This window comes from Oerskovia sp. 140933 (assembly GCF_059651515.1).
The window spans coordinates 43843-68222 of sequence record NZ_JAMXIO010000010.1; the positions used below are offsets into that span (position 1 = coordinate 43843).

The 24380-nt window shown below is 74.1% G+C and carries 17 protein-coding genes; 11 read left to right on the top strand and 6 right to left on the bottom strand.

All coding sequences use genetic code 11. The features are described 5' to 3' along the window. Nucleotides 1-167: 167 nt before the first annotated feature. The 3 genes from NHG27_RS07465 to NHG27_RS07475 are packed head-to-tail and all read left to right on the top strand — an operon-like array spanning nt 168 to nt 3885. Nucleotides 168-1130 (top strand): DUF8171 family membrane protein, encoded by a 963-nt coding sequence (locus NHG27_RS07465; RefSeq protein ID WP_497015546.1) that lies wholly within the window; start codon nt 168-170, stop codon nt 1128-1130. Next, nucleotides 1130-2953 carry an ABC transporter ATP-binding protein gene (locus tag NHG27_RS07470; RefSeq protein WP_497015547.1) on the top strand — a complete coding sequence of 608 codons (1824 nt, stop codon included), beginning with the start codon at nt 1130-1132 and terminating at the stop codon, nt 2951-2953. The genes NHG27_RS07465 and NHG27_RS07470 overlap by 1 nt, the downstream gene beginning before the upstream one ends. Further along, a complete protein-coding gene (locus tag NHG27_RS07475) occupies nt 2950-3885 on the top strand; it encodes an energy-coupling factor transporter transmembrane component T family protein (protein ID WP_497015549.1) in 936 nt (311 codons plus the stop codon). Before NHG27_RS07470 ends, NHG27_RS07475 begins: the two co-directional genes overlap by 4 nt. 72 nt (nt 3886-3957) lie before the next feature. Here the strand turns inward: NHG27_RS07475 and NHG27_RS07480 are convergent, their stop codons facing one another. Then, nucleotides 3958-6261, bottom strand: a complete 2304-nt coding sequence (locus NHG27_RS07480; protein ID WP_497015551.1) for a sodium-translocating pyrophosphatase — start codon at nt 6259-6261, stop codon at nt 3958-3960. A 221-nt stretch (nt 6262-6482) separates the two neighbouring features. Here NHG27_RS07480 and NHG27_RS07485 point away from each other — a divergent pair, with 221 nt between their 5' ends. The 4 genes from NHG27_RS07485 to NHG27_RS07500 all read left to right on the top strand — a co-directional run bounded on the left by NHG27_RS07485 (nt 6483) and on the right by NHG27_RS07500 (nt 14130). Continuing rightward, a complete protein-coding gene (locus NHG27_RS07485; RefSeq protein ID WP_497015552.1) occupies nt 6483-7181 on the top strand; it encodes a sigma factor-like helix-turn-helix DNA-binding protein in 699 nt (232 codons plus the stop codon). Further along, nucleotides 7178-8665: a hypothetical protein gene (locus tag NHG27_RS07490; RefSeq protein WP_497015554.1), complete on the top strand. Its 1488-nt coding sequence runs from the start codon at nt 7178-7180 to the stop codon at nt 8663-8665. Before NHG27_RS07485 ends, NHG27_RS07490 begins: the two co-directional genes overlap by 4 nt. Before the next feature lie 134 nt (nt 8666-8799). Next, the gene (lysX, locus tag NHG27_RS07495; RefSeq protein WP_497015555.1) at nt 8800-12246 is read left to right on the top strand and encodes a bifunctional lysylphosphatidylglycerol synthetase/lysine--tRNA ligase LysX; all 3447 of its coding nucleotides are present in this window, start codon (nt 8800-8802) and stop codon (nt 12244-12246) included. 276 nt (nt 12247-12522) lie between these two features. Next, the gene (locus NHG27_RS07500; RefSeq protein WP_497015556.1) at nt 12523-14130 is read left to right on the top strand and encodes a M15 family metallopeptidase; all 1608 of its coding nucleotides are present in this window, start codon (nt 12523-12525) and stop codon (nt 14128-14130) included. 7 nt (nt 14131-14137) lie between these two features. Here NHG27_RS07500 and NHG27_RS07505 read toward each other — a convergent pair whose 3' ends face one another. After that, the gene (locus tag NHG27_RS07505) at nt 14138-14992 is read right to left on the bottom strand and encodes an alpha/beta fold hydrolase (RefSeq protein WP_497015558.1); all 855 of its coding nucleotides are present in this window, start codon (nt 14990-14992) and stop codon (nt 14138-14140) included. Between the two features lie 13 nt (nt 14993-15005). Then, nucleotides 15006-15791, bottom strand: a complete 786-nt coding sequence (locus NHG27_RS07510) for a DUF998 domain-containing protein (protein WP_497015560.1) — start codon at nt 15789-15791, stop codon at nt 15006-15008. A 137-nt stretch (nt 15792-15928) separates the two neighbouring features. Between NHG27_RS07510 and NHG27_RS07515 the strand changes: the two genes are divergently transcribed. Continuing rightward, nucleotides 15929-16531 carry a SigE family RNA polymerase sigma factor gene (locus tag NHG27_RS07515; protein WP_497015563.1) on the top strand — a complete coding sequence of 201 codons (603 nt, stop codon included), beginning with the start codon at nt 15929-15931 and terminating at the stop codon, nt 16529-16531. Next, nucleotides 16528-17697: a hypothetical protein gene (locus NHG27_RS07520; protein WP_497015568.1), complete on the top strand. Its 1170-nt coding sequence runs from the start codon at nt 16528-16530 to the stop codon at nt 17695-17697. The genes NHG27_RS07515 and NHG27_RS07520 overlap by 4 nt, the downstream gene beginning before the upstream one ends. A gap of 13 nt (nt 17698-17710) precedes the next feature. Here the strand turns inward: NHG27_RS07520 and NHG27_RS07525 are convergent, their stop codons facing one another. Then, a complete protein-coding gene (locus NHG27_RS07525; RefSeq protein ID WP_497015571.1) occupies nt 17711-18484 on the bottom strand; it encodes a TetR/AcrR family transcriptional regulator in 774 nt (257 codons plus the stop codon). 166 nt (nt 18485-18650) lie between these two features. Between NHG27_RS07525 and NHG27_RS07530 the strand changes: the two genes are divergently transcribed. Beyond that, nucleotides 18651-21506 (top strand): DEAD/DEAH box helicase, encoded by a 2856-nt coding sequence (locus tag NHG27_RS07530; protein WP_497015572.1) that lies wholly within the window; start codon nt 18651-18653, stop codon nt 21504-21506. Next, entirely contained in the window at nt 21503-22372 is an 870-nt protein-coding gene (locus NHG27_RS07535) for an SWIM zinc finger family protein (protein ID WP_497015574.1), read from the top strand. The genes NHG27_RS07530 and NHG27_RS07535 overlap by 4 nt, the downstream gene beginning before the upstream one ends. A 55-nt stretch (nt 22373-22427) precedes the next feature. On the opposite strand, the gene rlmC is transcribed toward NHG27_RS07535, so the two are convergent. Then, on the bottom strand, nt 22428-23555 hold the full coding sequence (rlmC, locus tag NHG27_RS07540) for a 23S rRNA (uracil(747)-C(5))-methyltransferase RlmC (RefSeq protein ID WP_497015575.1): 1128 nt from the start codon (nt 23553-23555) through the stop codon (nt 22428-22430). A gap of 50 nt (nt 23556-23605) precedes the next feature. Beyond that, nucleotides 23606-24370, bottom strand: coding sequence for a putative protein N(5)-glutamine methyltransferase (locus tag NHG27_RS07545; RefSeq protein WP_193718065.1), 765 nt, complete (start codon nt 24368-24370; stop codon nt 23606-23608). Nucleotides 24371-24380 lie beyond the last annotated feature (10 nt).

The window sequence follows — 24380 nt, forward strand, 5'->3', positions numbered from 1 at the left end:
CCGGCAGCCCAGGCCCTTCCCCCTCACCGCACGACCTGTCACCCACCGCAGCACCGACCGCAGCACCGACCGCCCCAGGAAGGCACACCATGAACGGCTCCGCGAGCTCCACCGCCCCGGCCCGTCAGTCCCCGCCCCCCTCGTCCTCCCGGAGGCGGGCGGCCCCCGTGAGCGCCCTGCGCCGCCGCCTGCACGACCCGGACGGCATCAGCAGCTCCCAGAAGCTCATGATCCTCGTGCTCTCGATGACGCTGTTCGGGGTCTCCGACATCGTCACCGGGATCGTGCCGAGCATCGAGGTCGGCCCGTTCGAGCTCGAGGTCGCGTACTTCGCGTTCATCCCCGTGGTCCTCGCCGCACTGTTCTGCCCGCTGTGGGTCGCGATCGGCGCACCGCTCGGCGAGATGGTCTTCTCCGACATGCTGCTCGGCGACTTCGGCGGCCTGGGCGAGCTCGAGGGCTTCCTCCAGCTCCTGCTGGGCATCTACGTCGCGGGCTGCATCGTGCGCGACCCGCGCAACCGTCGCCAGCTCGTCGCGGCGGCGCTCGCCCTGGTCTCGATCGACAAGGTCTCCTCGGGGCTCATCGACCTCGCCAAGGTCGGGATCGGGATCGACCCGGAGACGCTCGAGGAGTCGAACGGGTTGTTCCAGGCGGTGCTGGTGTCCGAGTCGATCGAGCTCGTCATGGCGCTGCTCGTCACGGGCGTCCTGTTCGGCGCCCTGCCGGCCCTGTGGCTCGCTCCGCGCCTCTACGGGAAGATCGAGCCGCTCATGGGCCTGCGCCCGCGCGACCCCCAGAACCCGCCGCGGCTCGTCGGGCCGCGCGGCACGCCGTTCTGGCTCATCGGTGTCCTGGCGCTGCTCGGGGCCGTGGCGATCGGCGTGGTCTCGCAGTGGGAGGAGTTCGTGGGCCGCGAGGGCGGCCTCATGACGCTGGGCGCGTTCCAGCCCGACTTCGTCGACGAGTACGGCACGGCCTACCTCTGGGTCGCGCTGACGGTGGCCGCGCTCGCGGTCGCCGGGGCGTGCGTGCTGGTCGCGGTCCTGCGTGCCCGACGGCGCCGCGACGCGGGTGCACCGCTCACCCCGTCCTCGCAGCAGCAGGCAGCGGACCGGGGCGAGGCCTGATGCCCGCGCCGGCCCTGGCGATCGAGGTCCGCGGGCTCACGTTCCGCTACCCGGGCGCCGAGGAGGACACGCTGCGCGGGGTCGACCTGCGGATCGAGGCGGGCGACTTCGTCGCCGTGGTCGGCGGCAACGGGTCCGGCAAGACCACGCTGTGCAAGACGTTCAACGGCCTGGTCCCGCACTTCTGGTCGGGCGACCTCGCGGGCTCGGTCCACGTCCTGGGCCAGGACACGGCAGAGGTGGGGGTCGCCGAGCTCTCGCACAGCGTCGGGTACGTCTTCCAGGACTTCGGCAACCAGCTCGTGCGCCCCACGGTGCGCGACGACGTCTCGTTCGCCCCCGTGAACTTCGGCCTGGTCGACTGGGAGGAACGCACCACGACCGCGCTCGAGACCCTCGACATCACGTCGCTGGCCGACCGGTTCACCTGGCAGCTCTCAGGGGGCCAGCAGCACCTCACGGCCATCGCGGGGGCGATCGCGCTGACCCCCTCGGTGCTCGTGGTCGACGAGCCCGTGGCCGAGGTGGACCCGCACCGCGCCCAGGAGATCTACGAGCACCTGTCGCGGCTCAACCGGGAGCTCGGCATCACGATCGTCGTGGTCGAGCACCACGCCGAGTTCGTGGCCCGCTACGCCCGGTCGGTGGTCCTCATGGCTGACGGGCTCCCCCGCTGGCACCTGCCCGTGGCCGAGGCCCTGGCGCGGACCGAGGACCTCGAGGCCGCGAACATCCCGGTCCCGCAGGTCACCGCGGTCGCCCGGGCGTTCGAGCCGCACGGCCCGGTGCCCTCGACCGTCCCCGCGGCGATCGGGTGGCTGCGGGACCGGCGGCTCGCCGGCCCGGCGGCGACGGGGCTGGGGCAGGGCCCGGTCGGGGGCGCGGCGACGGACAGCGCCGGGGCAGACGGCCTGGTGGCCGACGACCCGAGCACCAGCGCCCCGGTCGCGACGGCCGTGCACCGCGGCCCCGTCATCGCCCGCGTCGAGCGGGTCACCCGTGCCTACCGCACGCTCGCCGGTCCCCGGTCGGTCGTGATCGACGGGCTCGACCTGGACCTGCACGAGGGCGAGCGCGTGGCGCTCGTGGGCTCGAACGGTGCCGGGAAGTCGACCCTCCTCAAGCTCCTGTCCGGCCTCGACGTGCCCGACGCGGGCAGCGTGAGCGTCGACGGGACCGACACCCGGACCGTCTCGGCCGCCGAGCTCGCCGACACGGTCTGCTACCTGTGCCAGCGCCCCGAGGAGATGTTCCTCAAGGACTCCGTCCGGGCAGACGTCGCGATGCACCCCGCCGGACGACGGGTGCCCGGCACGGCGTCCCTCGTGACCGAGGTGCTCGACCGCGTCGACCTGACCTCGCTCGCCGACCGGGACGGGCGGCTGCTGTCCGGCGGCCAGCAACGGCGGGCGACGCTCGCCGTCGGGCTCGCGATGCGGCCCCGCCTGCTGCTGCTCGACGAACCCACGTCGAGCCTCGACCTGCGCAGCCGCGACGACGTGATCGACATGCTCGCGGCGCTCGCGGCGCACATCCGGTGCACCGTGATCGCGACCCACGACATGCACCTGGTCGCCGAGTGGGCGGACCGGGTGATCGTCCTCGACCAGGGTCGGGTCATCGCCGACACCGATCCCCGGACCCTCTTCTCGCGCCAGGACCTCCTGCGCCAGGCCCGGCTCGTCCCGCCACAGGTCGTCCAGCTCGGGGCGGCCCTCGGGCTGGAGCCCGTCCCGCTGTCGGTGCCCGAGCTCGTGGCCCGGCTGTCCCTGCGGTCCACGACCCCCGACACGACCGCACGTACCGACGGGAGGCTCTCGTGAGCAGCACCGGCGCCACGACCACGCTGTCCGCGGAGGTCCCCCCGCGCTCGGCACCACGCACCGACGCTCCCCCTCCGACCGGCGCCGGGCGCGGGCGGTCCTCGCGGCTCCGCCGGGCCGACGGCGAACGGCTCTCGCTCGAGTGGATCAAGCTCGAGCTCATGCGCGTCGCCTACGCGACGCGCGGCGGGTTCCTCGCCCGGCGCGACCCCCGCGCGGTGCTCTTCTGGTACGCCCTGTGCGGGCTGGCCCCGTGGTTCACGTACGACCTCACGGTGCTCGCGATCCTGTCCGTGATCGCGGCGGGCACCGCGCTCGCGGCGAGGATCGGGCCCCTCCTGCTCGGGGTGTTCGCGCTCGGGATCGCAGGGCAGTGCCTCTACCTGCTGGCGCTCGTCTGGTTCCTCCAGGGCGACGCGACCGCGATCCACGGGCTCGCGGTCATCACGCTCAAGCTCGGCACGGTCTCGCTCGTGAGCATGGCCGCGTTCGTCTCGCTCGACCCCGAGAAGCTCTCCGACGCCCTCCTCGCGCTGCACGCCCCCGCGATGCTGGGCTTCGGGGTCAGCTACGGCTACCGGATGCTGCCGCTGCTGATCGACGAGTTCCACACGATCGTCGACGGCCACCGCCTGCGCGGACCACGCGCGACCCGGCACGGCCTGCTCGGCTGGCGCACCGCGAGGCGGGTCTCGCTCATCGTCGTCGAGTCGTTCTACCCGCTCATGCTCAACACGGCCAAGCGGACGCGGACCACGGTCGAGGCCCTCGAGACCAAGGGGTTCACGACCGAGCGGCGCGACGACGCCGGTCGCCGCATCCGCCTCGCGCACCTGGCGTTCGGTGCGGGCGACGTCGTGCTGCTCGCGACCTCGCTCGCCGTCGTGGTCGCGGCGTTCGCGGTGGGCACGGCGTGGCCGGTGCTGGGCTGAGCCGGTGAGCGGCGCGTCAGGCGCGGGCCGGGTGATCGCCCCGCCCGCTCCTGACGCGCCGGCGCACGAGCCTCAGCTCGCACGCACCGCCTGCGGCTCCTCCGCCATCTGCTCGCGGTCCACCCGCGCGGCGCGCAGCCTCGACAGGATGACCGCGCCGAACGCGATGCCCGCCGCGACCACCGCGATGCCGATGCGCAGGACGTGGTTGGCGTCCTCGGGCACGCTCAGGACCACGACCGCGGGCGCGATGAGCACCGCGACCAGGTTCATGACCTTGAGCAGAGGGTTGATCGCCGGGCCGGCCGTGTCCTTGAACGGGTCGCCCACGGTGTCCCCCACGATGGTCGCCTCGTGCGCGGGCGACCCCTTGCCGCCGTACGCGCCGTCCTCGACGATCTTCTTCGCGTTGTCCCACGCGCCGCCCGAGTTCGCCAGGAAGACCGCCATGAGCACGCCCGCACCGATGGCCCCCGCAAGGAACCCCGCGAGCGGACCCACCCCCAGACCGAAGCCCACCGCGATGGGCGCGAACGCGGCCAGCAGGCCGGGCGTCGCGAGCTCGCGGAGCGAGTCGCGCGTGCAGATGTCGACGACCTTGCCGTACTCGGGGCGCTCGTCGTACGTCATGATCCCGGGGTGCTCGCGGAACTGGCGGCGCACCTCGTAGACGATCGCGCCGGCCGCACGCGTCACGGCGTCGACCGCGAGGCCCGAGAACAGGAACACCGTCGCGGCCCCCAGGATGACCCCGACGAGCGTGATGGGCGAGATGATCGAGTACTCGAGCATCGACACGACGAAGCCCGTGCCCGGGTCGGTGATGTCGGCGAGCGCACCGCCCACCGCGTCCGCGTAGGACCCGAACAGCGCGGTCGCGGCGAGGACCGCGGTCGCGATCGCGATGCCCTTGGTGATGGCCTTGGTCGTGTTGCCCACGGCGTCGAGGTCCGTGAGGATCTGCGCGGCCTCCGGGTTTCCGTCGCCCGCCTCCCCGACGGACATCTCGTAGATGCCCTGCGCGTTGTCCGACACCGGGCCGAACGTGTCCATCGCGACGATCACGCCCACGGTCGTCAGCAGCCCGCAGCCCGCGAGCGCGATGAGGAACAACGACAGCCAGACCGACCCGCCCGCGATGAGGAAGACGCCGCAGATCGCCGCCGCGATGATGCCCGCGGTGTACACCGCGGACTCGAACCCGACCCCGATCCCGGACAGGACGACCGTGGCCGCACCCGTGCGCGAGGTGGCCGCGACATGGAGGGTGGGCTTCGACGTCGTGCCCGTGAAGTAGCCCGTGACCCACAGGATGACGCCCGCCAGGACCACGCCGATGAGGACCGCGAGCGCCGCGACCACGCGCGGGTCGCTCGTGACGTCGCCCAGGTCCGCCGTGCCCGACAGCTCGGAGAACGACGACGGCAGGTACACGAACGCCGCGACGCCCGCGAGGACCGCGCCCAGGAGCGCCGAGAGGTAGAAGCCGCGGTAGATGGACCGCAGACCGTTCTCGTCGCCGCGCACGCGCGTGATGAACACGCCCAGCACCGCGACGAACGCACCGATCGCCGTGACGATCAGCGGGAAGACGAGCCCCTGCTCCCCCATGGCGGCCTTGCCCAGGATGAGGGCCGCGACGAGCATGACGGCGTACGACTCGAAGAGGTCCGCGGCCATGCCCGCGCAGTCCCCCACGTTGTCCCCGACGTTGTCCGCGATGGTCGCCGCGTTGCGCGGGTCATCCTCGGGGATCCCCTGCTCGACCTTGCCCACCAGGTCCGCACCGACGTCCGCCGCCTTGGTGAAGATCCCGCCTCCGACGCGCATGAACATCGCGAGCAGTGCAGCCCCGAACCCGAACCCCTCGAGCACAGCCGGAGCGTCCCCTCGGTACAGCAGCACCACGCCGGCCGCACCGAGCAGGCCTAAACCCACGACGGACATCCCCACCACGCCCCCGGTGCGGAAGGCGACGCGCGCGCCCTCCGCCCGGCCGCCTGGCCGGGTCGCAGCCGCCGCGACGCGCACGTTGGCGCGCACCGCGAGCCACATGCCCAGGTAGCCGATGCACGCCGAGAACCCGGCACCGACGAGGAACGCGACCGACCGGCCGACCTTGATCCCGGCGTCGCCGGGCAGGAGGAACAGCAGTCCGAACACGATCACCGCGAACAGGGCCAGGGTCCGGAACTGCCGGTTGAGGTAGGCCGACGCCCCTTCCTGGATGGCCTGGGCGATGTCCTGCATCTTCGCGGTGCCCTCCGGGGCGGCCAGGACCTGGCGTCTGAGGACGAACGCGAAGACGAGCGCAGCGAGGCCTATGGCCCCGATCACCGCGACGATCGTGAGACTGGTGGAGCTGAGCGTGAGCATCCGTCCTCCTTGACGACTGCTGGACCGGGGTCACCGGCTGGCCCCCGGCACCCCCGGAGGATGCGCCCGAGTCTAGCCATGTGTGGCATGGGTCACGCGACGGGCAGGACGGCGCGACGAGGCACGTCCGACTTCACCCCCAACGATCCGACGACGCCGACCGTCATGATCAGTGACACCGCCCACCACGGGCGGTCGGGCGAAGGAACGAAGGGGGAACGGTGGCCGACTGGGAAGACGAGCTCGCCGCGCTGACGACACAGCGCGGGACGGCGCTCGTGGAGTACGCCTACCTGCTGTGCGGGAACAGGCGTGACGCGGAGGACGTGGTGCAGGACGCACTCGTCAAGGTGTTCTCGAGGCTGCGCGGGAGGGGCCCGGCAGCGGCACGGCAGAGCACGTCCGTCGCGACCGGGAGCGGGACCCGCCTCTTCGCGCTCGAGGACGCCGCAGGGCACGACGGTCCCACCGTCACGCACCTCGAGGCGTACGTGCGTAGGACGATCCTCACGCTCTACCTCGACGGCTACCGGCGACGGCGGCACTGGCTCGGGCTGCGGCACGTCGTCGCGCGGAGCGACTCCGTGCCCGGGCCGGAGTCGCCGGCCTCCGCCCGTGCGGACACCGCCAGGGCGCTCGCGGGGCTGACGCCTCGCCAGCGCGCGTGCGTCGTGCTCCGCTACTACGAGGACCAGACGGTCCCACGCATCGCCGAGGACCTCGGGTGCGCCGAGGGGACCGTCAAGCGACACCTGTCCGACGCGATGGTCGTCATGCAGCGGACTCTCGGGGCGACGCCTCCGGTCGCCGCGGCCCCGGTCCCCGCACCGCGCACGACCACGGTCGTCGCACCGGATCTCTCCTCGACGCGCCCCGTCGAGGCATCACCGAGCACGGCGAACGGGAGGAACCCGAAGTGAGCACCACCGACAACGGCCCCGCGAACCACGAGGACGGCATCGGGCGCGCGCTGCGCGACCTGGTCGACGACGCGTCCCTCTCCGGGATCGGCACCCACCTCGACGTCGTCCGGCGGCGCACGCACCGCCGTCGGGCCGCGAAGAAGGCCGCCCTCGGGGCGACCACGGCGTGCGTCGTCAGCGCGCTCGGCATCGCGGCCTTCTCGCTGCCCCAGGTCACGCAGCCCGCTCCCGTCGCCCCGGCGGAGTCGCCCGCGCCGGCGCCGAAGCCCTCCGAGACGCCGGTCGCGCCGGACGAGACCCCGACGTTCCCCCCGGGCATCACGGACGCGGCCCTCGCGTGCCGGCAGCCTGCCCCGGCACCGACGGGCGACGACCTCCCCGCCCACCTGACCGTCGGGGTGCCGGACCTCACGGTGCGGACCGCCACCTCGGCGGTCGCACCGGTCGTCCTGACCTTCGACGGCGACGCACGCCTGCGCTACGTCGACTCGGCCACCGGCGCCTACGTGGTCGCCCAGGACGGCGTGATCGTCAGCTCCTCGCTGCCCGCCGCGCAGAGCACGGGCGAGGCGACCCCCGCAGCGGGCTCCTCGGCCTCCTGGGAGGTCGGCGTCGCAGCGGTCGCGGCGTGCGACCCGGCCGGCACCCCCACCCCGCTCCCCGCGGGCGACTACGAGGTCTTCGCGCTGCACCGCCTCCCGCTCACGGGCTACTCGGCCCTGGGCCAGGACGGGACCTGGGGCGCCCAGACGACCGGGACCCTGTTCGACGGGTGGCTCGTCGGCGCCCCGGTCCCGCTCACGGTCACGCCCGAGCCCGCACCGGTCGTCGTCCGGGACGTCCTGTACGCGGACACCTCGCCCGTCTTCGAGGCGCTGCGGGAGGCCGCGGCGGCGGGCGCTCCAGCCGCCGTCGACCTCTTCGTCGACGAGGCGTCCTACCCGGTCGGGGAGGGACCTGACGGTGAGCTGACGATCACCGTCACCCCCGACGACGACATCGGGGAGCGGTCCCGCGCGACCAGCGACGACGGCTGGGCGCTGATCGTCCGCGGCGGGAAGAAGTTCATGGACCACCCGGAGGACGGCCAGTCGTTCGCCCGACTGGTCGGCACCTACTCCGTGACCCTCGACGACTCCGGCGGCACGCCGACCTTCACCCTCCAGGTGGTCGACGGCGGGACACCGGCCGAGCCTCCGGCGAGCACGGACGAGGCCGTCTGCACGGCCTACTTCGACGTCATGAACGGCGTCGAGGGGGCGTCCGACGCGACGTCCCTCGCCCTCGACGGGGACCTCCTCGCCCTGGCCGCCGACACGGCCCCGGCCGCGAGCTCCGCGATCTACGGGGACGTCCGGTCGCGGTGGGTCGACTCACCCCGTGTCTGGTGGGCACTGGTCCGCTCTGTCGACCTCATGCGGACGGTCGACCTCGCCGGTGACTCCATCGTCGGCGCGTGCTCGGTGTTCTGGGACCACTGAGCCGTTCCACGGTGGCCACGGCCCCGTCCACCCCGGGAATCTCCCGGCGGTGGGCGGGGCCGCTGCCGTCCCACCTCACGTCCACCCCGCTCCTGCGCTTGAATGAGGTCACCGACCTGCACCGAGGAGCACCCATGCCCCGCTCGACCACTCCCTCCCGCACGACCGCCCCGCCGTGGGCGGAGGCGGTCGCGTCGTGGACGGGGAGGATCGTCCAGGCAGTCGCCTTCTGGCTCGTGCTCGCCCTGGTCCTGCTCCTGTTCGCCCCGGGGTTCGTGCGGACCGTGAGCGACTGGCTCGCGGTGCTGAACCTCCCGACGTTCCCGAGCGTGTTCTCGGTGGTCCTGGTGGGGGTCATCGCGAGCGGTCTCCTGCGGCGGCAGCGCGCGGCCCTGTGGTTCGTCGTGCTCGTGTGGCAGTTCCCGGTCGCGGTGCTGGGGCTCGCGGTGGGCCTGCTGTGGGTCTTCGACGACGACAAGGAGGCCCTGCGGGCCGACGGCCTGGTGCTGTCTCCCCTGGAGATCGCGTCGTGGGTCGTGGCGGTGTCGGCCGTGGTGCTGCTGGTCGCGGCCCGGTTCGCGTTCCCTGCCCGGGTCAGCAAGGGCGCGTGGTGGCGCGCGATCCTCGTGCTGGTGGGCGGGGTAGCGGTCTCCGCGTCGCTCACCTTCCTCCTGCTCGAGGTCTTCCCGAACACGCTGCACGGGATCCGCAACCGGGTGAACTGGAGCCTGTCGGTCGCGATGGGGCTACGGCCCAGCGACTACCCGCTCCACGCGGACGGTGCGGGGCCGGCGTGGCTCGCGCTCGTCGCCGGCCTGGTCTCGGCCCTGGCGCTGGTGCTCGCGATCGCGGTCTTCATGCGGTCCACGCCGCACGACGCCAAGGTCGAGGCCGCGGACGAGCTCGCTGTCCGCAGGCTCCTGCTCGAGCACCCGAGCGACGACTCCCTGGAGTACTTCGCGACGCGCTGGGACCGCAGCGCGATCTTCTCCCAGGACGAGCGCGCGGCCGTGTCCTACCGGGTCGTCTCGGGCGTGTGCCTCGCGGCGGGCGACCCGATCGGTGACCGGGCGAGCTGGCCCGACGCGATCGAGCAGTGGCGCTCGCACGCCCGGCGCTTCGGGTGGGTGCCCGCGGTGCTGTCGACGAGCGAGCTGGGCGCCAAGGCGTTCCAGGCGGTGGACCTGCACCCGATCGCGCTCGGCGACGAGGCGATCATCAACACGCGGACGTTCACGCTCGACGGCCCCGCGATGCGGTCGGTGCGGCACGCCGTCGCCCGCCCGGCCCGCGAGGGCTACCGGGTCCTGGTCCGCCGCCAGGCCGAGATCCCGGAGGACGAGCTCGCGGCGCTGGTCGCCGCGGCCGACGAGTGGCGGCACGGCGAGGAGCGCGGCTTCTCGATGTCGCTGAGCCGCCTCGGGGACGCGGCCGACCCGCGCGAGATGATCGTCTCCGCGCACGACGCCGACGGGAACCCGCGCGGCCTGCTGTCGTTCGTGCCGTGGGGCCGCAGGGGCCTGTCGCTCGACGTCATGCGGCGCCACCCGCAGGCGGTGAGCGGCGTGACCGAGCTCATGGTCACCGAGCTGGTCGCGGCCGGGCGCGGCACGGGGATCGACAGGGTCTCGTTGAACTTCGCGATGTTCCGCGGGTCGTTCGAGCAGGGGTCGCGGATCGGCGCGACGCCTGTGCAGCGGTTCAACCGTCGCGTCCTGCTGGTCGCCTCACGGTTCTGGCAGCTCGACTCGCTGTACCGGTCGAACGAGAAGTACCTGCCGGACTGGAAGCCGCGCCTGCTCTGCTACCAGAACGCGAGCCAGCTCACGCAGGTCATCCTCGCGGTGGGGCAGGCCGAGGGCTTCCTGCCGAACACCCCGAACCTGTTCCACCGCCGGGACCGGTCGCCGGACCTTCACCGGCCCGAGGTCTCCGCGGCCTTCGCCGAGGCCGTGCGGGCGCAGGAGACCGCGCTGCTCACGGTGTCCGCGCCGACGCGCCGCCTGACCGAGCAGCAGGCCATGCGGCACGCCAAGCTCGAGGTCCTGCGGGCGGCGGGCATGGAGCCCTACCCCGTGTCGGTCCCGCGCACGGTCTCGGTCGGCGAGGCCGTCCGGATCGGCACGTGGCTCGCGTCGCCCGGCTCCCCCGCGGCGACGTCCCGGCCCGACGGCGCCGCACCGGTCGGGGCCGACGCCTCACCGGGCACGGTGGACGCCCCGGGCACGGTGGGCGCCCCGGGCACGGTGGACGCCCCGGCCGACCTGTCCGTCGTCGGGCGGGTGGTGCGGCTGCGCGACCACGGCGGCGTGATCTTCGCGGACCTGCGCGAGGGCACCGACGAGATCCAGGTCATGTTCACCGCGGACCGCCCCGGCCCGGACCTCGCGCTGTGGCGCCGGGCCGTGGACCTGGGCGACCAGGTGAGCGTCACGGGAGACCTGACCCGGAGCCGTCGTGGCGAGCTGTCGCTGCACGGCACGGCCTGGTGCATGGCGTCCAAGGCCCTGACGTCGCCGCCCGACAAGCACCGCGGGCTCGCGGACGCCGAGGCCAAGGTGCGGCTCAAGCACATGGAGCTGGCCCTCGACACCCGCACGGCGCAGATCCTGCGGGGGCGGAGCGCCGCCGTGCGGTCGCTGCGCGAGTCGCTCGCGGCCCGCGACTTCATCGAGGTCGAGACCCCGATCCTCCAGCGCGTGCACGGCGGCGCCAACGCCCGGCCCTTCACGACGCACATCAACGCGTACGACCTGGACCTGTACCTGCGCATCGCGCCCGAGCTGTTCCTCAAGCGGCTCGCGATCGGTGGCGTCGGGCGGGTCTTCGAGCTGGGCCGCAACTTCCGCAACGAGGGCGTGGACGCGACCCACAACCCCGAGTTCACGTCGCTCGAGGCGTACCAGGCCTACGGCGACTACACGACGATGCGCGAGCTCACGCGCGAGCTCGTCATCGAGGCGGCGATCGCGGTGCACGGCGAGCCCGTCTCGCGCCGGGCGGACGGGACGGTCGTCCGGCTCGACGGCGAGTGGCCGGTCCGCACCGTGCACGGGGCCGTGTCCCGGGCCGTCGGCCAGGAGGTCACCCCCGACACCCCGCTGACCACGCTCCAGGCGATCTGCAGCGAACGCGGGGTGCACATCGTCCCGGACGCGACGCACGGCGCGATCGTCACCGAGCTGTACGACGCGTTCGTGGAGGGGCAGACCGTCGAGCCGACCTTCTACACCGACTTCCCCCTCGAGACCTCGCCCCTGACGCGCACGCACCGCCGGGACCCGCGGCTCGCCGAGCGCTGGGACCTCGTGGCGTTCGGCGCCGAGCTCGGGACGGCCTACTCCGAGCTGATCGACCCCGTGGACCAGCGCGAGCGCCTCACGCAGCAGTCGCTGCTCGCCGCCGCCGGCGACCCCGAGGCCATGGAGGTCGACGAGGAGTTCCTGTCCGCCCTGGAGTTCGCGATGCCGCCCACGGGCGGCCTCGGGATCGGGGTGGACCGGGTGTACATGATGCTCATCGGGGCGAGCATCCGCGAGACGCTCGCGTTCCCGTTCGTGCGCCCGTCGGGTCGTGGCTGAGCCCGCGGGGACGCACCTGGCCAACCCTCGCGTTCCGGACACGGCGTGACCGGGGGCGCAGTTCCGGTGGGTGGCTCGTCCGGACGAGTTTTCCGCACCACGGTGCCGTCCATGCCGTCTCAGGTGTCGGGGGCGTCACACAGACGGATAACGAACGAGTAACGTAGGCCGCGATCGGGCGCACGACGGACGGCAACGACCACTGGCTCCCGCACCACGAAGTCAGTACCCCGACCTCCTGCCGGAGGCCGTCCGAGAGCACAGGAGTCCCGTCAGGTGGAAACGTCCGCACCGGTCCAGCAGCGCCCGCACGGCGCCGCACCGACCCCCACGCGACGTCAACGTCAGGCCGAGCTTCGAGCACGCGAGCTCGCTGCCGCCGGACTCGACAACCGCTCCCGCCCCGAGCACGCGCCGGTCCCGCACCGCCACACGGCCGGTCGCCCCGCGACGTTCGCTGCGTCCCAGGCCGCCCCCACGGTCCCGGCAGCCCACGCCGCGCACACCGCTCCCTTCACGCCGGTCGCCGAGGCGGCCCCCGTCGCCCCGCGGACCAGCGCGTTCGCCCAGGTCGCGCCGGCCCCTGCGGACGCTGCGACCGCAGCGACCCCGTGCGCCTTCCCCTTCCCGCCCACGGGCATCCGCCGCGCGGCCCCCGAGCCGGTCGGCTCGATGCAGACCCCGTCCGGCGAGATCCCCGTGGTCCTGGTCCCTGCGCCGACGCCGCTGCGCTCGGTCCCCACTCCTGTGGTCGCCCCCGCAGCCGTGGACGCGGCCGCTCCCGCGGCCGACGTGATCTTCCCGCCGCTCAGCCGCCGCGACCGCCGGTCGGGCGCCCCGGCGACCGGCGCGACCCCCGTCGCGCCCCAGACCCCGGCCCGCGGCACCCTGTTCGGGTCCCGCCTCGTGGCGCGCGCCGCGACGGGCGTCGCGTTCGTCGGTGCGCTGGCGTGCGTGCCCATGATCGTGCCGGGTACGGCGTCGGGAGACCTCGCCCCCGGTGGGCAGCGCTCTGACCTGGCCGACGACGAGAACGACAGCACGACGACGCTCGCCGAGCAGGGCCCCTCGGGGGAGGACGAGCTGCTGGAACGCGCTCAGGCCCTCCTCGCGGGCACCGACGCCGACGCAGCCGTCGCCGGGAACCCGCAGGCCCTCGAAGCCGCCCGTGCTCAGCTCCTCGCACTCACCGACAGCATGCTCGCCCAGCGCAGCGAGGGCTCGCAGCGCGCGTCCCGCTCGTCCGAGCGCACGTCGCTCGAGGACAGCACCACGGTCGCCGACCTGACGGTCGGCGAGGGCGGCGCGGCACCCGTGACGGGCGAGGACATCGAACGGGCCATGGAGCAGTTCGCGATCCAGCGCGGGGACTACGGGGAGATCGCGTCCGCGGTCGTCACCCCGGCCCCCGCCACACCGCAGGAGCTCGCGGCCGAGCGTCGCGTGCGTGCCGCGACCCTGCTGGCCCAGTGCGGATCGTCGAGCTACTCCAACGGCAGGATCCCGTCGTCGGCGATGACCTCGCTGTCGTTCGCGTCGGGCCACATGCTGCGCTGCGACGCTGCCGCCATGTTCGAGGAGCTGTCTGCCGCGTACGCGCAGCGCTTCGGCAGCTCGATCCCCATGACGGACTCGTACCGCTCCTACGGGCAGCAGGTCTCGACGCGCGCGGCGAAGCCCGGCCTCGCAGCCGTGCCGGGGACCTCCAACCACGGTTGGGGTCTCGCGGTGGACCTGGCGGCTCCCGCGTCGAGCCCGGGCTCCGCCCAGTACAAGTGGCTGCGCGCGAACGCCCCGCTCTTCGGCTGGGACAACCCCAGCTGGGCCCGTCCCGGCGGCTCCAAGCCCGAGCCCTGGCACTTCGAGTACGCGGCCGGCTGGTAGCAGCGCCTCACCGGAAGGCCGCCCCCGGATCAGGGGCGAGCGCCCCCTCGGGCACCTGACCGCGCAGGACCTGCGCGACGACGTCGGGCCTCGTGAGCGGGAACAGGTGCCCTTCACCCGGGAGGCCGTAGACCCTCGCCCCGAGGTGCGCGCCGAGCTCGCGCGCCTCCCGCAGGAACGGGCCCTGACCGCGTCGTCCCCACCCGACGAGCTGGACGGGCCGGACCGCCAACCGCTCCAGGGCGTCGGCACGGGCCGCGAAGAGGCGGGTGACGCGTTCTGCCTGGGCCCAGCTCTGCTCGTACTGCCCCACCATGAGCCGCCATCCCTCGGGGGTGCCGTACCGGCGCGCGGCCTCGTCGTCGGGCATGGGGTCGGGGCGGTGCGTCCCGTCGTACCAGGCCCGACGACGCAGCGAGGCTCCGCGTCTCGTCACCGCCCGGCAGCGCGAGAGCAGGGCGCCCCCGGCATGGATCAGGCGCTCGGCGAGCAGGGTGAGCCCGACCGGGGCGGGACGCTCGGGGCTGCGCGGCAGGAACGGCGTCGTCGGGTCGAGCAGGAGGACCGCACCGAGCTCGTCGGGGTGCGTCAGCGCCCACTCGATCGCGGCCAGCCCGCCCACGCTGTGGCCCACGAGGCCGATGCTGGCAGGTGCGTGCCGACCGGACAGGCCCAACGCCGCCCGGATGCTCGCCACGGGCGCGGTGACCGCGGTCTCCCACGAGTCGAGGACGAGGACGGTCGCGGCCGGGAACTGCTCGCGCAGCACGCGGGCGACGGGCTCCATGTCGGAGGGGGCGAGCAGGAGACCGGGCAGGACGACCCACGTGCCGGGGGGCGGTGCCGCGGTCGCCGGGATCATGCGCCCCAGTCCATCACGCGCGCCGGGGACCTGCCTCGGCGAGGGCGTGGACGGGCGCGGCAGGCGGAGGTCGGCGAGACGACCGGGGGCGCCGCGGACGCTGCGGGGCCGCCAGGACCTGCGCCGCGAGCACGAGCACGACCGCGAACGCCACGACCTGGACGCGCTGCACGATCCCCGTCCCCACGGGCAGCGGGCTGCCGAACAGGCCGATCGCCCCCGTCGCGACCCCCAGGACGGGTCCCAGCGCGCCCGCGAGGCGCGCCGAGAGCCCCAGGAGGCTGCGCCGTCGGGCACGTGCGAGCCCCACGACCCCCGCGCTCGCGACGAACGACCCCACGCCCGACGCCACGGACGAGTACGTGTGCGCCTGGTGAGCGAGGCTCACGGACCCCGCGTCCTCGCGCGCGGCGCACTCCCCCAGCGACAGCGCGCAGTCGAGCGGCAGCAGGGCGTCGGCCACGGTAGCGACCCCGAACCCCACCAGCGCCCATGCCGTGATGCACTGCGCGAGGCTCGCGGCGGGGTGGCCGAGCGCACGGCGACGCCGGTGCGCGAGCACGAGCAGGACGAGACCCGTGACGACGAGGACCCCCGCGACGAGGTCGGTCGACCGGAAGAGCCCCGACGTCGGCTGGTCGAGCGCCGCGAGCTCGGACAGGTAGGAGCGAGCCGGGTCGAGGGGCCACCCGACCACCGCTTCCAGGACGACCCCCGCATAGAGGACCCCTGCCAGAGTCAGGAGCGCCTGGGCGACCACGGCGAGCGGGCACCTTCCGACCGTCGGCCGTGCCGTCATCGGTGCACCACTGGTCCTCCCGTCCGCCGGCCTCCTGTCGGATCACCCCACGAATCCACCCTCGCCCGCTACAACGTTCTGACGGACCTGTTCGTCTCCGGTGACGAGAGGATAGTTCGTCCACCCCGAGGAGCCACATGTCGAGCACCACCCCCAGCGAGGGACGGCGCGTGCACGCAGCCGACGCGCGCCTGACGGAGCTCGTCCGTGCGCGTGGACCAGCCCTGGTCGGCTACGCCTACCTGCTCGTGGGGGACAGGGGGGCAGCGGAGGACCTCGTGCAGGAGGCGTTCGTGAAGGTGTTCGTCCGCGTGCGGGACGCCGGTCCGCCCGACGCGATGGAGGCCTACGTCCGGCGGACGATCCTCACCCTGCACATCGACTCCTACCGCAGGTCTCGACGGTGGGCAGGGGTCCGGCACCTGTTCGCGACACCGGAGCGCCACGAGCAGCACGCCGACGTCGAGCAGGCCACGGACATCCGGTCGGCGCTCGCGTCCCTCTCGACCCAGGAGCGTGCGTGCATCGTCCTGCGGTACTTCGACGACCTGACCGTCCCGCAGACGGCCGAGCGGATGAAGCTCCATCCCGGAACGGTCAAGCGCTACCTCCACCACGCGGTCGCCAAGCTGGAGTCCGTCCTCGGCCCGTTGGACGACGGCGCGGTCACCCACGACGAGGACCTGACCGTCCTCCCCCTCCTCTCCCGACCCACCAACTCCCGGAGCGCTGACTCATGACGAGGATCGACGACGAGCTGCACGCACTGAGCGAGACCGTGGCGCACGACACCGTCGGCCCGGCCCCCGAGGACGTCGTCCTGCGGGTGCACCGCTCGAGGCGCCGACGTCGGACCGCCCTCGCGGGCGGGGTCGGCGGCCTCGCGCTCGCCGTCGCCCTGACCGCGGGCGCCGTGGAGCGGTCCGCGATCCGGCCGGACGCCACGGGGCCCGCGGAAGCGCCGGTCGCGTCTGGCCCCCTCGCGGGCGACACCGTCCGGTGCGGCACGCCCGAGAGCGACATCGTCCCGACGACGACGCTCACCCTCTCCGACGTCAACCCCTGGGAGGTCGAGGTCACGAACGTCTCCGACACCCCGTTCTTCGCCGCCTCCAACGGGTCGGCGCGCACGGTGCTGGTCCAGGACGGTCGGGTGGTCGCCATGACGCTGATGGAGGGGCAGCCCCTCGTCCCTGTCGACGTGGGACCTGGCGAGTCACAGGTGCTGGGCGTCGCAGGGGCCCAGGTGTGCACGGGTGGGGAGGACGACGGGACCTCCGTCGTCCCGGCGGGGACCTACACGGCCTATCGCGTGCTCCAGGTCGACGAGCTGGCCGGGCCTGACGCGCTCGACACCTGGGACGGTACCAATGGCACGCCGGTCAGCATCGTCTCGGCGCCCTTCTCGCTGGAGGTCACCGACAGTGTCGACGCGTCCTCGTTCGCGTGCGGTGCGGCGGTCCCGGACCACCTGGTCGTCGAGGCCGGGCTGCGGCTCGTCGCCGGTTCGACCGGGGCCCTGCCCGAGGACAAGACCCCGGACCTGTCGCTGTCCCTCGTCAACGGGACCGCTTCGTCGGTCACGATCGACGCCGACGGGGGCGCTGTCCACCTCGTGCAGGGCGGCGTCGTGGTGGCCGAGACCGTCGGCTTCGAACGGGGCCTCCAGGCGACGCTCGCTCCGCACGACTCCGTGCCGGCCAGCTTCGTGGCCCCCGACTGGTGCCCCGGCGTCGACGCGACGCAGCTCGACCCGTCGAGGATCGTCGCGTACGGCACCCTCGTCGTCGCTCCGTCCAACGGGACGATCTCGATCATCGCGACAGGAGGGCCCTGGCGGGTCTCGGATGCCGACGTCGCCCGGATCGGCACCGAGATCGGTGGCGTCGTCAGCCTGGGCCCGTGAGGGTCGGACGGTCTCAGGCCACGAGAGCCTCGACGCCCGCGACGATGCGGTCGATCCCGAACTCGAGCTCGGCCTCGGCCGAGTACGCGGACTGCTGCAGCTCGCCGACCGTGGCACCCACCCTGCCGGCGACGACGAAGGTGCTCATCGCGCTGATCCGTTCGAGCAGCGGCGCGTTGGCCGTCCACCACTCGTCGTCGGTCTGGCCGCTCTCCTCGTGCGCGAGGCGGGCCGCGCGGGATCGTCGCGCGGCCGTCGTCGCCTGGCCGACGACGAGGGTCACGGTCGCGTCCATCGCGACGTCGCTCAGGCCGACGCCCTCGATCGCGCGGAGCTCGACGTCGTACTTGCGGGTCTCCCCCGGGCCGAGGACGGGGCGGGCGAGGTCGATGTCGAGGAGCCACGGGTGGGCCGCGAACAGGTCCCAGTTGGCGCGAGCCACGGAGCGCAGCCGGTCCTGCCAGGTGTCGCCGGGGGCCTGGTCCTGGGGGTACAGCTCGCCGTAGGCGCGGTCGACCACGAGGTCCACGAGGTCGTCCTTGTTCTGGACGTAGGTGTAGAGCGACATGGTGCCGATCCCCAGCTCGGCGGCGACCTTGCGCATGGACAGCCCGGTCAGCGCCCCCTCGGAGTCCGCGAGCCCGACGGCGGCCCTCGCCACCTCGTCGGGCGTCCGGGACTGCTGGGGTCCTCGCGCGCCGCGGTCCCCGTGCAGGCCCCAGAGGAGGGCGAGGGTGCGCGCGGGGTCGCGGGGGGTGGCAGGGGACGACGGCGTCGGTGTCGGCACGGAGGGCCTCCTCGGGAGCGATCGGGGATGATCGAGGGAGGGCTCGAGTCGCCCGACCTGTCGAGAATGTTCTGCGTACATCGTACGTTGATCGGCTCGGAAGTCCGCCGTACGACGCACCAGGAAGAGAGGTCCCGTGCCGCGACCCGCGCCCCACCCGACAGCCGTGCCCGAGGCCCCGGTCGACACCGTGCTGGGCGTGCTCGACGCCTGGGCCACGGGCGACGGCAGCCCGGCCGAGGTGTTCTGGGGCGCCGTGTGCGCCGAGGCCCTCGCGCACGTGGCGGCGGGCCGCCTCGTACCCGAGGTCGCGGCCGGTCGCGCCGGGTGGAGGGTCGGCCCGCTCGACGGCGGCTCGCTCGACCGCGTGGACGCCCTCGCGGACGCCATGCCCGTCGGCACGACGGACCTCGACGTCGCCCCCGCGGCCCGCGACGCCCGACCGCCCGCGGGGGACGACCGGGCGGCACGCACCGACCGGGTGCGTCACGTCATGAACGCGGTCGCGGACCTCTGGGTCCGGCACGCGGGAGCGGGCGCCGACGCGCCGCGCGGCCTGGCGGGCACGCTCGTCGGCGGCGCTCCGGACGAGCCCGGCCGGTCCCCGCACGCTGCCGCCGGCGACGACGCCGCGGTCCCCCCGGACGGGCTGGCCGACTGGTCGCGTGACGCCGCGGCGCTGCTGGACCCCCGGGTGACGGTCGTCCTGCGCCTCGAACCGGTGGCCGGTCCCGGCACGTCCCCCGCCGAGGACGACCTCGCGACCCACGACTGGCTCGCGACCGTGGTCGTGCGCGGTCACGACGGCTCGCGCACGGCCGACGAGCTGTGGTCGGCCGCACGGTCCGACCCCTCGGCCCGCGAGGCGGTCGGCGACGTCCTCGTCCTGCTCCGCGCGGGCGCCGCAGCATGGTCGCCCCTCGACGGGCTGCTCGACCAGCCCGTGCCCCGGGCGCTCGTCCTCGCACCGGCCGACGTGCGTGAGCTGCTGGACGAGGGCGCGGCGGCACTCGGCGCGACGGGGATCACCGTCGAGTGGCCCGCGAGCCTCGCCGGTCAGGTCCGGTCCGTCGCGGTCTTCTCACCGGGCGAGGCACCGACCGGCGCGACCGGCGCGCTCCCCGCCCTGCTGCGGACCCCGGCACGCGGCACGGCGCACCGCGGCCCGTCGGCGCCCATGACGCTCACGCACGAGCTGACGCTCGACGGCGTGCGCCTCACCGCGGCCGAGCGCGAGCACCTGGCGCGCGTGCACGCGCAGGGGCGCTCCGCCGTCGTGCAGCTGCGGGGGCGGTGGGTCCTCGCCGATCCCGCCGTGGCGCGTGCCGCGGCGCAGCGCCCGGCCCAGCCCGTCTCGGCGCTCGACGCGGTCTCGGCCGCCCTCACGGGCGTGGCGCGCGTGGGCGACCAGGACCTCCTGGTCACGCCCACGCCGTGGCTCGACCGGCTGCGAGCCGAGCTCGAGGACCCCGCCCCGGCGCGCGACGTCGTCGCTCCCGAGGGGCTGCACGCGTCGCTGCGCGACTACCAGCTCGACGGGCTGCGCTGGCTCGCGCGCCTGACCGGGCTGGGCCTGGGCGCGTGCCTCGCGGACGACATGGGCCTGGGCAAGACGATCACGCTCATCGCGCTGCACCTGCACCGCGCCGGCGCCCAGCGCACCGTGCCCGACGACGCCGCGCCGCCCGCCGGGGGCGGCACGGGTGGCGGGCCCACCCTGGTCGTGTGCCCGGCCTCTCTCCTGGGCAACTGGGAGCAGGAGGTCCGCCGGTTCGCGCCGGGCGTCGCGGTGCGACGCTTCCACGGCGCGTCGCGCGACCTGCGCGGGGCCGCCGACGGGTTCGTGCTCACGACCTACGGGACGGTCCTGTCGGACGCGTCGCGCAAGGCCCCGGTGCTCGCGGCGCACCACTGGGGTCTCGTCGTCGCGGACGAGGCGCAGCACGTCAAGAACCCGGGGTCGGGCACCGCGAAGGCTCTGCGCACGATCCCCGCCGAGGCCCGCGTGGCCCTGACAGGGACGCCCGTCGAGAACAACCTGACCGAGCTGTGGGCCGTCATGGACTGGCTCGTCCCCGGGCTCCTGGGCACGCGCGGGGAGTTCCGGCGCCGGTGGGCGGACCCGATCGAGGGGACCCGCGACCCCGTGCTGGCCGAGAGGCTGTCCCGCCTGGTCCGCCCGTTCCTGCTGCGACGGCGCAAGTCCGACCCGGGGATCGCGCCCGAGCTGCCACCCAAGACCGTGACGGACCAGGTGGTTCCCCTCACGGCCGAGCAGGTGGGTCTCTACGAGGGCGCCGTGCGGTCTGCGCTCGAGGAGATCGACCGCGCCGAGGGCATGGGGCGGCGCGCCATGATCGGCGGGCTGCTCACGCACCTCAAGCAGATCTGCAACCATCCGGCCCAGTACCTGCACGAGGAGGAACCGCGGCTGTCGGGGCGCTCGGGCAAGCTCGACGCGTTCACCGAGCTCGTCACGACCATCAGGGCCGAGCAGGGCGCGATCCTCGTGTTCACGCAGTACGTCGCGATGGCCCGCCTGCTCGAGTCCTACCTCGCACGTCGTGGGGTCGCGACCATGCTGCTGCACGGCGGGACGCCCGTGGGCCGGCGTGAGCAGATGGTCGCCCGGTTCCAGGCCACCGAGGGGCTGCCACCCGTGTTCCTCCTCTCGCTCAAGGCCGCGGGCACCGGGCTCAACCTCACGCGGGCCGACCACGTCATCCACTACGACCGGTGGTGGAACCCCGCCGTCGAGGAGCAGGCCACCGACCGGGCGTACCGGATCGGTCAGACCCGGCCCGTCCAGGTGCACCGCCTGACGAGCGAGGGAACCATCGAGGAGCACGTCGCCCGCATGATCGAGTCCAAGCGCGAGCTCGCCGACGCCGTGCTGGGAGCCGGCGGCGTCGAGGGGGCGATCTCCGAGCTCGGCACCGCGGAGCTGGCCGAGCTCGTGTCGCTGCGCGTGGGCGGACCTGACCGCTTCCCGGTCACGAGCGACGAGAGGGGGCGCCCGTGAGCGCCGTCGGCTTCCCGGCCTTCCCTCCGACGGGCACCGCCGCGAAGGGTGCCGTCCGCCGCGGCCAGTCGTGGTGGGCTCGCGCCTGGGTGAGTGCGATGGAGGAGTCCGCGCTCGACGCGGGACCGCTCAAGAAGGGGCGGGCGTACGCGCGGACGGGACGGGTCGGCCCGATCACGGTCAGCCCGGGCGCCGTCCAGGCTCGCGTACAAGATGATGACGGCGAGATGTACCACACGGTCGTCTCGCTCGAGCCGCTGACCGACGACGAGTGGGACCGTCTCCTGCGCGCCCTCGCCGCACGCTCCGGACGCCTCGCCGCGCTCCTCGCGGGCGAGATGCCCCGCGACGTCGTCGCCGCCGCCGCGGACGCCGACGTCACGCTCCTGCCCGGCATCGGCGACCTCGAACCCGAGTGCGACTGCCCCACCTGGGACCTGCCCTGCCTCCACGCCGCGGCGCTCAGCTACCAGGCCGGCTGGCTGCTCGACGCCGACCCGTTCGTGCTGTTCCTCCTGCGCGGACGCTCGCGCGAGCAGATCCTCGACGGGCTGCGCGACCTCTCGACGCCGGGACCGGCAGCCGCCGCGGCAGCCCCCGACCCGACCGACGCCCGCGCGAGCGACGCCGGGACCGACGCGCGGGCGAGCGACGCCGGGACCGACGCGCCGCCGTCGGGCTCGCGCGTCCTCGGAGAGCTGCCCCCGCCACCCGACGTCCCCGAGCCCCCGCCCGCCACCGACCTGCTGCCCGGCGTCCCGGACCGGACCCCCGACGGGACGCCCGTGGACCTCGTGGCGCTCCGCGCCGTGCTCGCCGCAGCGGCCCGCACCGCGGCCGAACGGCTCACCGCCCTGGACCGCTGACCACCGGCACGGGTCGGCGCAGTCGGCGCGGTCGACGCGGCTGACGCGGCCGGCCTCAGACCGAACGTTCGAGGAGGACCATGACCTCGTAGTGCGTGGTCTGCGGGAACATGTCGAGCACCCGGCCCCGCACGGGGAGCAGCGACGGCATGGCCGCGAGGTCCCGGGCCAGCGACACGGCGTTGCAGCTCGAGTAGACGACCCGCTGCACGGTCGACGACTCGAGCCAGCCCGCGAGCTCCGCACCGATCCCGCGCCGCGGCGGGTTCACGATCACGAGGTCGGGAGCCCGCTCGGCCGAGAGCGCGAACGCGGTCGCGTCCCCGGCCCGGAACGTCACGTCGTCGAGCCCGGCCTGCGCGGCGCTGCGCTCGGCGCTCACGATCGCCTCGCGGCTCGACTCGATCCCGACCACCTCGCGCCCGGGCGCCGCGCAGTGCAGCGCGAAACCTCCCACACCGCAGTACAGGTCCCAGACGCTCGACGGCGCGGACTCGTCGACCCACTCGCGCCCCTGGCGGTACAGGGCCGCCGCGACCTCGGTGTTGGTCTGGAAGAAGCTCTGCTGACGCAGGTGCATCTCGATCCCGTTGACGCGCATGGTCAGGGTGTCCGCGTCGGTCAGCAGGATCTCCTGGTCGCCCTCGAGCGCGGCCTTGTGCTCGGGCAGGATGTTGACCGACACCACGCGGGCCTGCGGCAGCGCGTCGAGCAGGCTCGGCAGGTGCTTGCGCAGACGCGAGACCGGCTCCTGCGAGCGCAGCACGAAGCGCACCATGAGCTCGCCGTCGGGCGACTGCGTGACCAGCAGGTTCTTGAGCTCCCCGCGTCGCGTCGTCACGTCGTACGGCGTGAGGGCGGCCCGCGTGACGAAGTCCGCGAGGACGGGGAAGACGGCCTGGAGGTCGGCCGGGTAGAGGCCGCAGTCCTCGAGGTCGACGCCGCGCCCGCCCGCGTCGAGGATGCCGAGCGTCGGGTGCTCGACCGTGCCGCCCACGACCATCTTGGCCTTGTTGCGGAAGCCCGACTCCCGGCTCGCGACCGGACGTTCCCACCGCAGCCCGGCGTGCGCGGCGAGCAGGTCGCCCGCGTGCCGCTGCTTGTCGGCGAGCTGGGCGGCGTACCCCTGCCCCATGAGGGTGCACGAACGGCACTCGTGGGCGTCGAAGTGGGGGCACTGCATTCCCCCGATCCTACGGGGCGAGGCTGGGAGCGACCGCCGCCGCCCGCGGCCTACGGTCGGTCGCGGCGGCCGATCACGACGGTCGCCCCGAGGTCGTGATCGGACTCGACCCGGGCCGTGAGCCCCGCGCTCTCGAAGAGCCCGACGGCGACGGGCGCCTGGCGCGCGCTCGTCTCGATCAGGAGGTGACCACCCGGGGCGAGCCACTCCGCGGCGGCTGAGGCGACGCGACGGTGCACGTCGAGCCCGTCGTGCCCGCCGTCGAGCGCGACGCGCGCCTCGTGGAGCCGCGCCTCGGGGGGCAGGGTCTCGATCGCGTCGGTCGGGACGTAGGGGGCGTTGACGACGAGCACGTCGACGGTCCCGCGCAGCCGCTCCGGCAAGGCGTTGTACAGGTCCCCCTCGTACACCTGTCCAACGAGGTTGCGTCGCGCGCAGCGGACGGCCGCGGGATCGACGTCCGCCGCGTGCAGGTCGATGCCCGGGTGCCGGTCCCGCAGCACCGCGCCGAGCGCTCCCGTGCCGCAACACAGGTCCACGACCGTCGACCCATCCCCCGCGAGGCCGGCGGCGAGCGTCGCGAGGGCCTCAGACCGACGCCTCGGCACGAACACCGTGGGCTCGACCAGGATGCGCAGGCCGCAGAACTCGGCCCAGCCGACGACCTGCTCGAGCGGCAGCCCGGCGACCCGGCTCGCGACCATGGCCCCCAGCTCCGCGGGCGACGTCGCCGCCGCGACGAGGACCTCCGCCTCGGCCTCCGCGAACACGCAGCCGGCGGCACGCAGGGTGAGCACGATGTCCGACGAAGTCATGGGAGGACCG

Excerpts from the sequence above, each read along its gene's own strand:
- NHG27_RS07470 (WP_497015547.1), top strand. The coding sequence starts at position 1,130 with ATGCCCGCGCCGGCCCTGGCGATCGAGGTCCGCGGGCTCACGTTCCGC.
- NHG27_RS07480 (WP_497015551.1), bottom strand. The coding sequence starts at position 6,261 with ATGCTCACGCTCAGCTCCACCAGTCTCACGATCGTCGCGGTGATCGGG.
- lysX (WP_497015555.1), top strand. The coding sequence starts at position 8,800 with ATGCCCCGCTCGACCACTCCCTCCCGCACGACCGCCCCGCCGTGGGCG.
- NHG27_RS07505 (WP_497015558.1), bottom strand. The coding sequence starts at position 14,992 with ATGATCCCGGCGACCGCGGCACCGCCCCCCGGCACGTGGGTCGTCCTG.
- NHG27_RS07510 (WP_497015560.1), bottom strand. The coding sequence starts at position 15,791 with ATGACGGCACGGCCGACGGTCGGAAGGTGCCCGCTCGCCGTGGTCGCC.
- NHG27_RS07515 (WP_497015563.1), top strand. The coding sequence starts at position 15,929 with ATGTCGAGCACCACCCCCAGCGAGGGACGGCGCGTGCACGCAGCCGAC.
- NHG27_RS07520 (WP_497015568.1), top strand. The coding sequence starts at position 16,528 with ATGACGAGGATCGACGACGAGCTGCACGCACTGAGCGAGACCGTGGCG.
- rlmC (WP_497015575.1), bottom strand. The coding sequence starts at position 23,555 with ATGCAGTGCCCCCACTTCGACGCCCACGAGTGCCGTTCGTGCACCCTC.
- NHG27_RS07545 (WP_193718065.1), bottom strand. The coding sequence starts at position 24,370 with ATGACTTCGTCGGACATCGTGCTCACCCTGCGTGCCGCCGGCTGCGTG.